General features: G+C 58.8%; 10 protein-coding genes and 1 pseudogene. 7 read left to right on the plus strand and 4 right to left on the minus strand.

The annotated features are described in order from the left end of the window. Positions 1 to 110 precede the first annotated feature (110 nt). Positions 111 to 1,166: a methionine ABC transporter ATP-binding protein gene (locus HMPREF2710_RS04155; protein ID WP_049353211.1), complete on the plus strand. Its 1,056-nt coding sequence runs from the start codon at positions 111 to 113 to the stop codon at positions 1,164 to 1,166. Further along, entirely contained in the window at positions 1,167 to 1,862 is a 696-nt protein-coding gene (locus HMPREF2710_RS04160) for a methionine ABC transporter permease (RefSeq protein ID WP_070507236.1), read from the plus strand. 153 nt (positions 1,863 to 2,015) lie between these two features. On the opposite strand, the pseudogene HMPREF2710_RS09355 reads toward HMPREF2710_RS04160, so the two are convergent. The 4 genes and pseudogenes from HMPREF2710_RS09355 to HMPREF2710_RS04175 all read right to left on the minus strand — a co-directional run. Beyond that, positions 2,016 to 2,168 (minus strand): annotated as a pseudogene (locus HMPREF2710_RS09355) (HAD family phosphatase); the annotation flags it as partial. A gap of 1,421 nt (positions 2,169 to 3,589) precedes the next feature. Then, entirely contained in the window at positions 3,590 to 4,354 is a 765-nt protein-coding gene (locus HMPREF2710_RS04165) for an HAD family hydrolase (RefSeq protein ID WP_070599673.1), read from the minus strand. Between the two features lie 175 nt (positions 4,355 to 4,529). Continuing rightward, on the minus strand, positions 4,530 to 5,948 hold the full coding sequence (locus HMPREF2710_RS04170; RefSeq protein ID WP_070599675.1) for an FtsX-like permease family protein: 1,419 nt from the start codon (positions 5,946 to 5,948) through the stop codon (positions 4,530 to 4,532). Beyond that, positions 5,948 to 6,886, minus strand: coding sequence for an ABC transporter ATP-binding protein (locus HMPREF2710_RS04175; protein ID WP_070599711.1), 939 nt, complete (start codon positions 6,884 to 6,886; stop codon positions 5,948 to 5,950). Before HMPREF2710_RS04175 ends, HMPREF2710_RS04170 begins: the two co-directional genes overlap by 1 nt. A 265-nt stretch (positions 6,887 to 7,151) precedes the next feature. Here HMPREF2710_RS04175 and HMPREF2710_RS04180 point away from each other — a divergent pair, with 265 nt between their 5' ends. From HMPREF2710_RS04180 to HMPREF2710_RS04200, 5 genes are all read left to right on the plus strand, one after another. Then, positions 7,152 to 8,441, plus strand: a complete 1,290-nt coding sequence (locus tag HMPREF2710_RS04180; protein ID WP_070599677.1) for a histidine phosphatase family protein — start codon at positions 7,152 to 7,154, stop codon at positions 8,439 to 8,441. Positions 8,442 to 8,475: 34 nt separating this feature from the next. After that, a complete protein-coding gene (locus tag HMPREF2710_RS04185) occupies positions 8,476 to 8,910 on the plus strand; it encodes a VanZ family protein (protein WP_096740964.1) in 435 nt (144 codons plus the stop codon). 418 nt (positions 8,911 to 9,328) lie between these two features. Beyond that, positions 9,329 to 10,120: a DeoR/GlpR family DNA-binding transcription regulator gene (locus HMPREF2710_RS04190; RefSeq protein ID WP_049357323.1), complete on the plus strand. Its 792-nt coding sequence runs from the start codon at positions 9,329 to 9,331 to the stop codon at positions 10,118 to 10,120. Then, the gene (locus HMPREF2710_RS04195) at positions 10,120 to 11,070 is read left to right on the plus strand and encodes a 1-phosphofructokinase family hexose kinase (RefSeq protein ID WP_070542993.1); all 951 of its coding nucleotides are present in this window, start codon (positions 10,120 to 10,122) and stop codon (positions 11,068 to 11,070) included. Before HMPREF2710_RS04190 ends, HMPREF2710_RS04195 begins: the two co-directional genes overlap by 1 nt. A 182-nt stretch (positions 11,071 to 11,252) precedes the next feature. Further along, entirely contained in the window at positions 11,253 to 13,271 is a 2,019-nt protein-coding gene (locus tag HMPREF2710_RS04200; RefSeq protein ID WP_070599679.1) for a PTS fructose transporter subunit IIABC, read from the plus strand. Position 13,272 lies beyond the last annotated feature (1 nt).

Consider the following 13,272-nt stretch of genomic DNA (forward strand, 5'->3'; position numbering starts at 1 on the left):
GCAAAGGCGGTAAGTCTAAGAACCCGATGCGGGTGAAGGCTTACCGTCCTTTGCGTAACGGCGTTAAGGCCCTTTAGCGCCCCAACCACGACATTTACGGATACATATTTATGAGTGAACTGGCACAGAGCTTCGGCGACAGCACCTCGCCCATGGTGGTTCTGGACGGAGTCTCCAAGGTCTTCGGCAACGGCCCCAAGGCAGTAGTTGCTGTCGACAACGTCTCCCTCACCATTAACCGCGGTGAAATCTTTGCAATTATCGGCTACTCCGGCGCCGGTAAGTCCACCCTGGTCCGCCTCATTAACGGCCTGGAAACCACCACCAGCGGCACCCTGACCGTCGGCGGCTTCGAAATTTCCGGCAAGCGCGACTCCGAACTGCGCGAAGCACGCACCAACATCGGTATGATCTTCCAGCAGTTCAACCTGATGAACTCCCGCACCGTGCTCGGTAACGTCGAGTTCCCCCTGAAGATTGCCGGCTGGTCTAAGAAGGACCGCCGCGCCCGCGCCCTGGAAATGCTCGAGTTTGTGGGTCTTGCCGACCGTGCAGGCCACTACCCGAACCAGCTTTCGGGCGGTCAGAAGCAGCGTGTGGGTATTGCCCGTGCGCTCGCGACCAGCCCCGCCCTGCTGCTGGCGGATGAGTCCACCAGCGCGCTGGACCCGGAAACCACTCATGAAGTGCTCGCTCTGCTCAAGCGTGTGAACCGCGAACTGGGTGTGACCGTCGTGGTCATTACCCACGAGATGGACGTGGTCTCCAGCATCGCTGACCGTGTGGCGGTCATGGAGTCCGGCCGCGTGGTCGAGCAGGGCAACGTCTACGACGTCTTCTCCAACCCGCAGACCGACGTGGCGAAGCTGTTCGTGGCAACCACCGTCAAGCTTGCCCCCACCGGCAAGGAGGCGGCTGAGCTGCGCGCTAACCACAAGGGTTACCTCATCAACGTTGAAATCGTGGAGGGTAACCAGGAGCTCGGTAAGGTGCTGTCCTACCTGGGTGCCCGTAACGTCCGCTTCAACATTGTGGGCGGCGGTATTGAGACCCTGCAGGGTAAGGCGTACGGTACCCTCACCCTGGAACTTCTCGGCGAAATCACCAGCATTGATGCCGCCGTTGCCGAACTGAAGACCGTTGCCCGCGTGCAGGAGGTGCGCTAAATGTTTGCTACTACTCTTCCGCTGGCTGCGTCTAAGACGGACTGGTCCGAGTTCCTGCCCGAGAAGCTGCTCCCGGCTATCGGCGACACCTTCTACATGGTGTCTGTTACGATGCTGTGTGCAGGTCTGGTCGGCCTGATTGTTGGTGCGCTGCTGTACACCACCCGTGAAGGTAACATCTTCCAGAACCGCTTCGTGTACACGATCCTGAACATTCTGGTGAACGTGATTCGCCCGATTCCGTTCATTATTTTGATTGCGGCTTTGGGCCCGCTGACTAGTGCTGTGGTGGGTACCCGCCTGGGCGTGAACGCTGCGGTCTTCGCGATGAGCTTCGGTGCTGCGTTCGCTATTGCCCGTATCGTGGAGCAGAACATGGTCTCCATTGACCCGGGCGTGATTGAGGCGGCGCGTGCGATGGGCGCTTCAAAGCTGACCATCCTGTTCACCGTGATGATTCCGGAGGCGCTTGGCCCGCTGATCCTCGGTTACACCTTCCTCGTCATTGGCGTGGTGGATATGTCCGCTATGGCCGGTTACGTGGGTGCTGGCGGTCTGGGTAAGATCGCGATCGTGGACGGCTACCAGCGCTTCAACGATGAGATCACCTGGGCTGTTGTGGCGATTATTATCGTCCTGGTTCAGCTGGTTCAGTTCATCGGTAACTTCCTGGCGAAGAAGGTTATGCGCCGATAAGCTCGTGCCCCTTGTAGGCCTTGTAGGTACTGTAGGTACGGCTGATACAGCATAGAAGACCCCCGGTCTGCTCCTTGAGGAGCGGGCCGGGGGTCTTTCCTCGTACCGGGTCTTTCTTGATGCTGCTACGAGGGCGGCGGGTGCAGCTTAGCCCTGCGCCGCCTCCAGGTACATATCCGGGGCGGGCTTACCGGTGGGAACGTCGTTGCTGCTGACCCAGGTGCGCACCAGCGGGGCGTAACCGTAGCTTTCCATTTTCAGGGTCAGAATGTTCGCGGTGGAGTTCGACGCCACCGCAACCGGCATGTCTATGACCTACACATCAACAACACCGCCAGATCACAGGGCGAATGCCCTCCGCGCGGAAGATTAGAGCCTTCCGCCATCTATGCGAAGAGCGAGCCGTTTGTGCTTCTTATGCTTCGCCAATCGACCGACCGAGCCGACCGACTGGCCTGTGTTGTTTGTTGTGATGCCCCTTGTGCTTTTCATTCAAATACCTTTGTGTATTTTGTTTGGAAAGTACAAGGGCATTCGCTTCTCTCTCCCCTCACCTCTCTCAGCCTGAGCTGTGAGGTTGAGTCTTGGAACAGAAGGAGAGAAGCCAGAGAGAAAAAGAGCCTGAGCGTTAGCGAAGTCCGCTTAAGCGGACGTAAAATAAAAGTTCCTAGACCGTAGAACTGAAGTGAGAGAGTTGTGAGGACAAGACCAGAGTTATCTCCTGCTCGTAAGAGAAGAAAAGCATACGCACGTAGGAAAGAAGAAGAGAGGTGGGTGAAAGCAGCAGGGGAAGTGAAGACTGTTTACCGCTGTATCTGCGATAAGAACCTAGAAATGTGTAAGGCAGAGGAGCATCCGAAGCGCAATAAGACGACTTAGGATGTAAGTTTGCTGAGGAGAGAGAACGGGCTGGGAGCTTTAGCAGCTAAATACTATAGTGTGCAGTGGCGCAAATTGTTATTGAATCATTACTAAAATAATTTTGACTCCCATTTTGCTGATTGATATCATAAAAGTGTTCTGTTTCACATCAAACTAGAGATATTATCAACAGCTAGAGAGGGACAGCCAATGAAAAATGTTAGTAAGTCAATTGCAAGTTGTATTTCTGTAACTGTAGCGATAGGTGATTAAAGTGGTCGACACTAGATACATACCGATACCTGAATTATGGTTCGCAGGTTATTCTTGCTATTATTTTACATCTTCGCATGATATAATGGTTTATAATGTTCTCAGTATTTTAATTCTTTGTGGAGTTGTTGGGTACTCTGCATATCGTGCAAATAAGAACTACGTACAACCTGCGGCATCCTTCATAAAATCCGTATTTTTTATGTTGGCTGTGGTAATTTTACAAGTGTATTGGCTTGACCCTTTGGCTCAGGTTGTAGTTCTACTTATGAGTATCCTGTACGCTTTTGTTTTCTATAAGCAACAGCCGAAATAAGCATCCTTGGAGTTCTAAAACACCTAGCATCACGAGAACCTGCCAATGTTCAGGTTCTCGTGATGTTTTGTATTGGTACCGTTTAGTGAGACTTTGGAAAAGTAGCCCTCCGCGAAAGTGCTGATGAGGTCAAAGGGCTACAAGAGCGGGTGCTAGAGAGGCAGCTGATAAGCATAAAAAGACCCCCGGTCTGCTCCTTGAGGAGCGGGCCGGGGGTCTTTCTTGATGCTGCCTATCAGGTGAGGCGGTGGCGCGGTGAGGCGTCTGCGGTACGTGCTTAGCCCTGCGTTGCTTCAGACTGCTGAGCTGCCTCAAGCTTGGCGATCCAGGTGCGTGCCGCCTCCCAGAGCTGCGGGTCATTGAACGAATCGAAGCGCCCAAAACCGGCCGGTGCCTTTGCCGGGTCGGTGCCTTCCGGAACGTAAATCATGACCTTCGTACCGGCGTCACGTGCCGCCTGCGCGCCCGCGGGGGAGTCCTCGAACGCCAGCGCCTCGTGGCCCTCAAAGCCGAGGCGACGTGCCGCCTCCAGGTACATGTCCGGGGCAGGCTTACCGGTCGGAACGTCGTTGCTGCTGACCCAGGTGCGCACCAGCGGGGCGTAACCGTAGCTTTCCATTTTCAGGGTCAGAATGTTCGCGGTGGAGTTCGACGCCACCGCAACCGGCATGTGCTCACTCAGGAAGCCCAGGAACTGTTGCGCACCCTCAATCAGGTCCACGCCGGAGCTGATGACCTCGTGCTCGGTGGTGAGCAGATCCTTCATCACGCGTTCATGGTGCTCGGCGTACTCTGCGGAGGCGGTGTCCGGCTTCTGGCCGTTCTGCGCCTCGTAGGAGAGCAGTGCAAGCTCCTGCGCGACGTCGGCTGCCGCCAGACCGGTGAGGCGATGCTCCACCTCTTCGGTGAAGGGAACAGACCAGCGGGCGAAAAGCTCACGCTGCACATCGTTCCAGACGGTCTCGGAGTCGAGGAGGATGCCGTCGCAGTCGAAGATTGCGCAGCGGGGGAACCAATCGGAGGGTACTGTGTGTTCAAACATAATGTCAGTCTCTCACAGGGCTTTAGGCGATGGAAGCGGTGGCCCGGTGCGTGAGAAAACATGCAGGGTGCAAACCGGGTGAGGGTACAAAAGCACGCAACACAAACGTTGGACATGAAGAAACCCTCCCGCCGCATCCACTGAGAACGCAACGGGAGGGTAGCAGCCGTACAGCTTAGAGAGCGGACACCGGCTTATGAGTCACCTGACGCATAAACGGAATGGTCGCCAACAGGCCCACATAGACCAGTGCCAGACCCAGCGCAATAGCGCCGAAGGTCATACCGAACATCTTCGCCAGAATCTCACCGGAAAGACCCTGCGCCGCAATCAACGCCGTCAGCGGCAGACCCAGCAGCGCAGAAACCACGCTAATGAGCACCAGCGGACCGAAAACCACGGTAAGGCGCGAAGCCTGCAACATCCTCGTGGGGGTACCCATCATATTCAGCGAAGAGTACAGCGAACCACGCTCGTAAATGGCGGCGCTCTGGTTCAACACTGCGGAGAGGGTGACCAGCAGGTACGAGAAGAACAGCATGAGCAGCATGCCCTGGAACATGTCCGCCATGATGGTCATGAAGGGGCCGGCGGCGGGACCTACCTCCTTCGCCGTTTTGTTCATCTCACCCGCCAGAATCAGGATGGGGCCGAAGAAGGTCACCAAGAAGGTCGACAGTGCCACACCCGAAACCTGACGCCACGCCCCGCGCGGGGACTCCAGCACCGCACGGTAACCGAGCAGAACCGACGCCTTCTGGGTCATACGCACACGAATCTTTGCGTACGCCCACACCAGGAAGGTACCAATCAGGTCGATAGCAACCATCATCAGCAGACCCGGCAGAGCAATGAAAATCGCTAGGTTCTTAATCGCGCTATCGGCACCGCCGTTCTGGAAGGGTGAGAACATGCTAAAACCCTTCGAGGTCGAAGCCAGAATCATGACGGCAATGACCAGAACAACACCGATACCCAGAGCAATGTAACCGGCGGAACCGGCCTTCGCGCGGGTACGCACACCCAGCGGGCTGATGCTGACCTTCGCCAGACCGAAGAGGGAGCTGAGAGCCGCCAAAACCATACAACCCAGGAAGCAGTAGAAAATCACGCTCACCGGCAGGAGCATATTCTCAGCACCCAGCGGAACGTTCATGAAGTGCAGGGCGCCAAAGGGGAAAATCAGCACCAGGTAAAGCAACAGACCGATGATGAAACCCACAAGAGAGTACACCAGCGCGTCCGCAACAGACAGACCCACAATCAGGGTCGTAGAAGCACCAATCAGGCGCAGGGATGCCAGACGCTCATCACGGCGGCGGGCACTCAAACGAGCAGCCGAAGCGCCCAGGGTAAAGAGCGGAACAATCAGCACCAGAGCGGCAACCCACGCCAAACCCATGTAGAGCTTCTGAATGCCCATCAGGTTGATCATTTCGTGGTCAACGTTGGCGTGCTCAAGCCACGTACTCAGCGCTTGAACACCACCGGCAACCGTCAAAAACAGTGCCGAGGAGGCGGCAAAAGCCAGCACGGGAAGAATCGCCTGCGAACTCCATAGGGTTCGCTTGGCGAGTAGAGCATAGATTTGCATTATGCACCTGCCTGAGACTGAGCACCGGGGTTCTGTGCGGGAACACCGCCCTGGTTATTGCGCTGGTCGCTCACAATCTGACCGTCCTGCAGGTACACCACGCGGGAGCACGCCGCCGCCACGTTCGGGTCGTGAGTAACCACCAGCAGAGTCTTACCCTGCTGCGGAATCATGGTCAGCAACAGAGCCATCACCTCACGCGCGGTCTTCGAATCCAGTGCGCCGGTCGGCTCATCCGCGAAAGTCACGGGGGCACCGTTCACCTGGGAGCGGGCAATCGCCACACGCTGAGCCTGACCACCGGACATCTCACCCATACGGCGGTCCAGCATCTGCCCCAAACCCAGACGGTTCAACAGATCAGCCGAAATGGAACGCGCCTGCTGGCGGGGAACACCGGCAATCATCGCGGCGAGGGAGACGTTCTCCTCCGCGGTCAGCTCGGGAACCAGCAGACCCTGCTGGAACACGAAACCAAACGAGTTAGCGCGCAGGGAGGTGCGCTCACGCTCGCTGAGGGACTCCACCGCCACCTGACCGGTCGGGCCGTTGAACAGCACAGAACCGGCATCGAGCTTGATAATGCCCGAGAGCGCGTGCAACAGGGTGGTCTTACCGGAACCGGAAGGACCCATAATCGCCACGGACTCACCGGGGAAAATATCCAGGCTCACGTTACGTAGCACCGGGTTATTGCCGTACGACTTGTGCAGGTTACGGGCAGAAATAATCGCGCCGCGCGCGAAGGGCGCCTGCTGCATCTGCTGAGGTGCCTGAGCCGGGTAGCCCTGCGGCTGACCCTGATAGTAGCCCTGCTGGCCGGGCTGACCCTGCTGAGCGGAATACTGACCGGCAGGCTGCGCCGCCTGCGGAGGGGTCATTGAATACGGGTTCTGAGCCTGGAACTGCGGGTTCTGAGATTGAGGATTCTGCGTCATGACAACCTTCATTGGGTATGAACTAACGGAAGTACACTTCTATCATCTCAGCTTCTCGGCGGCTCACCCCTCCGTCTGGGGGCTGAAAAATATGGGAATACCCTGAAAAAATTCGCCCGACCGGGCGCTCAACCACCCCGCAGCTCATACCGCGGTATGAGTGAGCCTCAGCAGAAGGGATAAGCCGCGCACCCCTTGAACTGCGCCGAGGCTTTGAACTGCGCGGCGGCCTTGAACTGCATGGAGGCAGTGCCATACTAGAAGGATGACCGACGCACAGAACACCCCCATCATCACTCCGGTACCCGACCCCGAGGCAGGAACCCGCATCATCTTCCTACGCCACGGCCAGACCGACTGGAACATTGACCACCGCTTCCAAGGCGGCACCGACATCCCCCTCAACGACACCGGCAGAGAGCAGGTCCGCACCGCTATCGGTGCCCTGCAGCAGGCGGCAACTGAGGGCACCACCGTGGATGCTATCGTCTCCTCGCCCCTCTCCCGCGCCGTAGAAAGCGCCGAAATCGTAGCTGAAGGTCTGGGCGTACCCTACCGCGGTGCCGTTGACGGCTTCCAGGAACGTTCCTTTGGCGACCTGGAGGGCCAGATCGCTACCCCCGAGCTGATTCTCGCCTCCCGCCAGTCCAATAATGCTTTCAACGTGGAACCGAAGAAGGACTTCCTCGCCCGCTCCCTCGCGGCGCTGAACCGCGTCCGCCGCGAATACGAGGGTCAGACCGTTGTGGTCGCCGCGCACGGCATGCTGATTGCCATGGTCGTGACCGCCTTGGTCGCTGAGCGCCACCCCGAACTGCTCAACGAGGACGGCATCTACCCGATTCCGGTGAACGCCTCCCTGACCGAGGTGCCCCTGCAGTATCTGGACGACGCAATCGACCGTCTGCTCGTACAGCACCTGGAGCCCGAGCTGGGCCCCGAAGAGATCCCGGCGGGTGCCGAGAATACGACCCTCACCCTGATCCGTCACGGCCAGACCGACTGGAACAAGGCGAATCTGATGCAGGGCATCACCGACATTCCGCTCAATGACACCGGCCGCGAGCAGGCACGCACCACCGGCAAGAAGCTTGCCGACATGGGTCTGGAATTCACCGTGCTGGTGTCCTCGCCGCTCTCCCGCGCCCACGAGACGGCGCAGCTGGTCGGTGAGCACTTCGACCTGCAGGTGCACAAGACCTACCCCGAGCTGGTGGAACGCGCCTACGGTGCCGGCGAAGGCCTGGACATTCCCGCCCCCGAACGCCGCGCCCCGGAACGCTACTACCCGAACGTGGAATCCGAGCGTGACGTGTACATTCGTGCGGTGCGCACCCTGCGCGGCATCGTGCGTGAACTCTCTGACGCCTCGGGCGACCAGAAGATTATTGCCGTCAGCCACGGCAGCTTTATCCGCCGCGCTCTCTCCGCAGCAGCCGGTAAAGAATGGACCGTGACCGTACCGAACGCCGAACCGCTCACGATTGACGTGCCGGGCCTGTTCGCGTGGGACTCGACCAAGCAATTCGACGAGGTGGGTCGCCTTGTTTGGTAAAGGACAACCCGGTAGCGGTCGCTCTGGCGCTCGCGTGTGGCGGCTGATTCTCTGGCCCGTCACGGCGCTGTACTGCGCGGTGGTGGCGAGTATCGTGTTCGCCCCCGTGCACGTGGACGATAACGAGATGGGCGGCCGCCTGGCGCAGTTTTTGGATACCGGCCACTCCGAGGGTTGGTTGCCTGCGTTCATCACCTATTCGAGCATCGAGCAGCTTTCGAACGTCATTATGTTCATTCCGGGCGGTTTTCTTTTCGCCCTGCTGCTCAAGCCGAAGGCTCGCCCGCACGTGCTGTACTCGGGATTTTTGGTCAGCGCCTGCATTGAGATGATTCAGAGTTTCATGCCTGATCGCACCGGCGACCCGGTGGATGTGCTGATGAACGGTTCGGGTGCTCTGCTGGGCGCGGCGGGTGCCTTGGGTGTGCATCGTTGGCGTCGCGTGCGTCGCGAACGCAAGGGCAAGTAAACGAGCACCCAAATAAGCGCGCATTAATTGCATATGTTCTGCTGGTGGAGGCGCTGGTTTCGAGGATTTTCGGAGCCGGCGCCTCCACTTTTTGCCCTGTGAGGGCGCCGTGTAGGTGTTGGACACTGTGGGAATGGTGAGGGAGCGGGAAAACCCAACAGTTCATTAGGTCAAACAGACATAAACAGGCAACAGCTCGCAAATAGGTGTGGTTTCGGTAGGGAACATTCGGGTAATATTCCGGCAAATACAGCGTTTTATATTGACTTGCCCACAAAAACCCACATAAAATCAAGTATTACCCTCAAGTGTTTTGCTGGCTCATTGAAGCCATGTCTCTCATGGCCATAAAAGCCGAGCAGAACGCAGAAAAGAACGCACAGATTTTCTCCCACTAGCCCAAAGGAACACCAGAGTTATGTTCGCAGAAGAACGCCGTGCCGAAATTGCAAAGCTTGTTGCCTCCGCACGTCGTGTCAACGGCGCTGACCTTGCACGTCGTTACGATGTGACCATGGAGACCGTGCGTCGTGACCTCGCCGCACTGGAAGAGGCAGGTAAGCTCCGCCGTGTTCACGGTGGTGCTGTCACCATTGAGCAGTCCACCTCCCTGGAGTCCTCCATCTCCTCCCGACAGGGCATGAACACCCCCGAGAAGCGCCGTATCGCCACCAAGGCATACCAGATGCTGCGCGACTCCGAGGCAGGCTCCATCGTCCTGGACGCAGGCTCCACCATCGAGATTCTCGCCGACCACATCGGCGCCGAGAACTTCAGCCTCAAGACCGGCAACGACCGCATCATCATCACCCACGCACTGCACATTGCAGTCAAGCTCGCCGAAGCCGAGGGTGTCACCCTTGAACTGGTTGGCGGCCAGCTGCGCAAGATGACCTGGGCTGCTGTTGGTGCACGCGCCGCAGAGCACTTCGGTACCATGCGCCCCGATATTGCTTTCATCGGTGCCAACGGCATTGAAGCCCACTTCGGCATCTCCACCCCCGGCATGAACGAAGCTATTGTCAAGACCGCAATTTGCAAGGCAGCCCGCCGCGTGGTCTTGCTTTGTGACTCCGCGAAGTTCGGTCAGGAATCCCTGGTCCGCTTCGCCGGATTCGAGGATATTGACACCCTCATTACTGATCGCGAGCCCGAAGGTGCCCTCCGCCAGGCACTCGAGGCCGCAAATGTTGAGATTGTGATTGCCTAATGATTATTACTCTGACCGCCAACCCCAGCCTGGACCGCACCATTGAACTCGGCGCGCCCCTGGCCCACGGTGCCGTGCAGCGTGCTGTCGGCGCCGTACAGGATCCCGGTGGCAAGGGCGTGAATATTTCGCGCGCCCTGCAGGTTTCCGGTGTGCCGACCCTCGCCATTGTGCCCGGTGAAGCCAGCGACCCGGTGCTGACCGCACTGCAGGCTGTGGATGTCGAGTTCGCTAACCTGCCCACCGGTGAGCCGATTCGCTCGAACATCACCGTGGTTGACCCGGACGGCACCACCACCAAGCTGAATGCCCCCGGCACCGTTTTTGACGCTGAACTGCGTCAGAAGCTGGACGAGCTGGTGGTTGAGCGTTCCAAGGGTGCCGACTGGGTGGTTCTGGCTGGTTCCCTGCCTCCGGGTCTGGAGCCGACCTACTACTCCGAGCTGGTGGCGGCACTGCGCGCCTCCGGCTACGACGGCAAAATCGCTATCGATACCTCTGAGGCGCCGCTGATTGCGACCGTCGCCGGTGAGCATAAGCCCACCCTGATTAAGCCCAACTCGGAGGAGCTGGCTCAGCTGACCGGTAGCGACAACTGGGAGGAGCTGGAGGCCAGCCCCGAGCTGACCGCCCGTACCGCCCAGAAGCTGCTCGGCGACGGCATTGAATATGTGCTTGCCACCCTCGGTGGCGGCGGTGCCGTGCTGGTCACTGAGCAGGGTATCTGGCACGCTGTGCACGAGCCGATTCAGGTTCGTAGCACTGTGGGTGCCGGTGACTCCTCGCTGTCCGGTTTCTTGATTGCTCACACTCGTGGTGAGGATGCCCCCGGTTGCCTAGTTCAGGCGGTAGCTCACGGTTCGGCTGCTGCTGCTCTGCCCGGTACCCGTATGCCTTCGCTGGAGCAGACCACTCCTGAGAAGGTCACTGTTCGTCAGCTGCAGCTCTAATTCGGACTGTTTTCGCACCTCCAGCTTTTATTCTCAGAAGGGAATGTATGCAGGGGTGTTACCTCAACACCCACACGCATATACGAACACAACACACACTGCACACACTTTGAACCCATATAGGGGAGAAGCCCGGCACCGCTAAGCGAATCCCCGCCCCAACACATACCCGAGGAGGGAATATGTCTGATCTGATCACCGCAGATCTCGTCCTGCTGGACGAGAACCTCGGCGAGACCCGATTCGACGTAATTGCCAAGCTCGCCCAGGCAGTCGTAAATGCCGGACGCGCTACCGACTTCGAGCAGCTCTACGCGGCTGCCGAGGCACGCGAATCCAAGACCGACACCGGTATCCCCGGCGGTATTGCGATTCCGCACTGCCGCAGTGCCGCCGTCACCGAGCCGACCCTGGCAATGGCACGCCCCAACCCTGCAGTTTCCTTCGGTGCAAAGGACGGCCCCGCCGACCTGATTTTCTTCATCGCTGCACCCGATGGCGCTGACCAGGCTCACCTGAAGCTGCTCTCCACCCTGGCACGCTCCCTGATGAAGAAGAGCTTCACCGCGTCCCTGCGCGAAGCCTCCTCGGCTGAAGAGATCGTTGAGCTGGTCAACGGTGCGCTCGGCGTGGGTGAGAAGAAGGCAGAGGCTAAGCCCGCCGAGGCTGCCGCTGCTGCTCCGGCTACTACCCCGGCTGCTGCTGAGAAGGAAGCACCCGCCGCTTCGGCTCCGGTGAAGAAGATTGTTGCTGTGACCGCATGCCCCACCGGCATCGCTCACACCTATATGGCTGCGGACGCCCTCAAGTACGCTGCTGAAGAGCTCGGCTACGATCTGAAGGTTGAGACTCAGGGCTCCTCGGGTAATGAGAAGCTGACTCAGGCTGATATTGACGCCGCAGACGCCGTGATTTTCGCGGTGTCCGTGAACGTGCGTGAGCGTAACCGCTTCGCAGGTAAGCCCTTTATTGAGTCTCCCGTCAAGCGCGGTATTGACGAGCCTAAGGAAATGATTGCGGAGGCTCTGGCTGAGGCCGAGAACCCCAACGGTGCACGCGTTGCCGCTGCCGCATCCAGCGGTGAGGACAGCGCAGGCGCTACCGAAGGCGCTTGGGGCTCGCGCATCTACAAGGCCGTGATGACCGGTATCTCCTACATGATTCCGTTCGTTGCGGCCGGCGGTATTCTGGTCGCCCTGGGCTTCGTTTTCGAGGCAATTACGGTGCCGAACCTTGGTGAGGTGAACACCAAGGCGATTCTCGAGTCGGCAACCCTGTTCAACCTCGGTGATGTGCACTGGACCCTGTACCTGGGTGCTGTTCTGCAGACCATCGGCGGTTTCGGTCTGAGTCTGATGGTTCCGGCTCTTGCCGCGTACATTGCGTACGGTTTGGCTCAGCGCCCCGGTATTGCTCCGGGCTTCATCGCCGGTTCGGTGGCTCTTGCGGTGAACGCGGGCTTCCTTGGCGGTATTGTTGGCGGTATTCTCGCCGGTCTGATTGCGTACGCTCTGGGCACCCTGAAGCTACCCCGCTGGCTTGGCTCGATGATGCCCGTGGTCATCACCCCGCTGGTGACTTCTCTGGTTGCCGGCCTGGCAATGTACCTGCTGCTCGGTGCGCCCCTGGCGTGGGTTATGACCACCCTGCAGGATTGGCTGACCTCCATGTCTGGCGGTTCCGCTCTGCTGCTGGGTCTGATCCTGGGTGCCATGATGGCTTCTGACCTGGGTGGCCCCATCAACAAGGCTGCTTACCTCTTCGCAACCGCTGGCCTGTCCTCGGGTGCGACCGTGAACCAGGAAATCATGGCTGCCGTCATTATTTCCGGTATGGTTCCGCCGCTGGCTATGGCTCTGGCAACCACCCTGCGTCCCAAGCTGTTCAACGAGAACGAGCGTGAGAACGGTAAGGCTGCGTGGCTGCTGGGTGCATCCTTCATCTCTGAGGGTGCTATTCCCTTCGCTTCGGCTGACCCGGCTCGCGTGATTCCTTCGACCATTGTTGGTGGCGCTATTGCCGGTGCAATCTCGATGGGTGCGCACGTGGCTTCCCCGGCTCCGCACGGTGGTATTTGGATTATTGGTCTGGCGCAGAACCCGTTGATGTTCCTGGCGGCTGTTGTTGCCGGTACCGTTGTTTCTGCGCTGCTGTACGTGGTGCTGAAGTCTCTGGGTGCCCGCTCTAAGGCATCCGCGTAAA

Origin of the sequence: Rothia sp. HMSC069D01 (assembly GCF_001810135.1) — a bacterium.
In the GTDB taxonomy this organism is placed as follows: domain Bacteria; phylum Actinomycetota; class Actinomycetes; order Actinomycetales; family Micrococcaceae; genus Rothia.

What these genes read in the sequence shown, in the direction of transcription:
- HMPREF2710_RS04200 (WP_070599679.1), top strand. Translation starts at nt 11,253, where the DNA reads ATGTCTGATCTGATCACCGCAGATCTCGTCCTGCTGGACGAGAACCTC.
- HMPREF2710_RS04155 (WP_049353211.1), top strand. Translation starts at nt 111, where the DNA reads ATGAGTGAACTGGCACAGAGCTTCGGCGACAGCACCTCGCCCATGGTG.
- HMPREF2710_RS04175 (WP_070599711.1), bottom strand. Translation starts at nt 6,886, where the DNA reads ATGACGCAGAATCCTCAATCTCAGAACCCGCAGTTCCAGGCTCAGAAC.
- HMPREF2710_RS04195 (WP_070542993.1), top strand. Translation starts at nt 10,120, where the DNA reads ATGATTATTACTCTGACCGCCAACCCCAGCCTGGACCGCACCATTGAA.
- HMPREF2710_RS04165 (WP_070599673.1), bottom strand. Translation starts at nt 4,354, where the DNA reads ATGTTTGAACACACAGTACCCTCCGATTGGTTCCCCCGCTGCGCAATC.
- HMPREF2710_RS04160 (WP_070507236.1), top strand. Translation starts at nt 1,167, where the DNA reads ATGTTTGCTACTACTCTTCCGCTGGCTGCGTCTAAGACGGACTGGTCC.
- HMPREF2710_RS04190 (WP_049357323.1), top strand. Translation starts at nt 9,329, where the DNA reads ATGTTCGCAGAAGAACGCCGTGCCGAAATTGCAAAGCTTGTTGCCTCC.
- HMPREF2710_RS04170 (WP_070599675.1), bottom strand. Translation starts at nt 5,948, where the DNA reads ATGCAAATCTATGCTCTACTCGCCAAGCGAACCCTATGGAGTTCGCAG.
- HMPREF2710_RS04180 (WP_070599677.1), top strand. Translation starts at nt 7,152, where the DNA reads ATGACCGACGCACAGAACACCCCCATCATCACTCCGGTACCCGACCCC.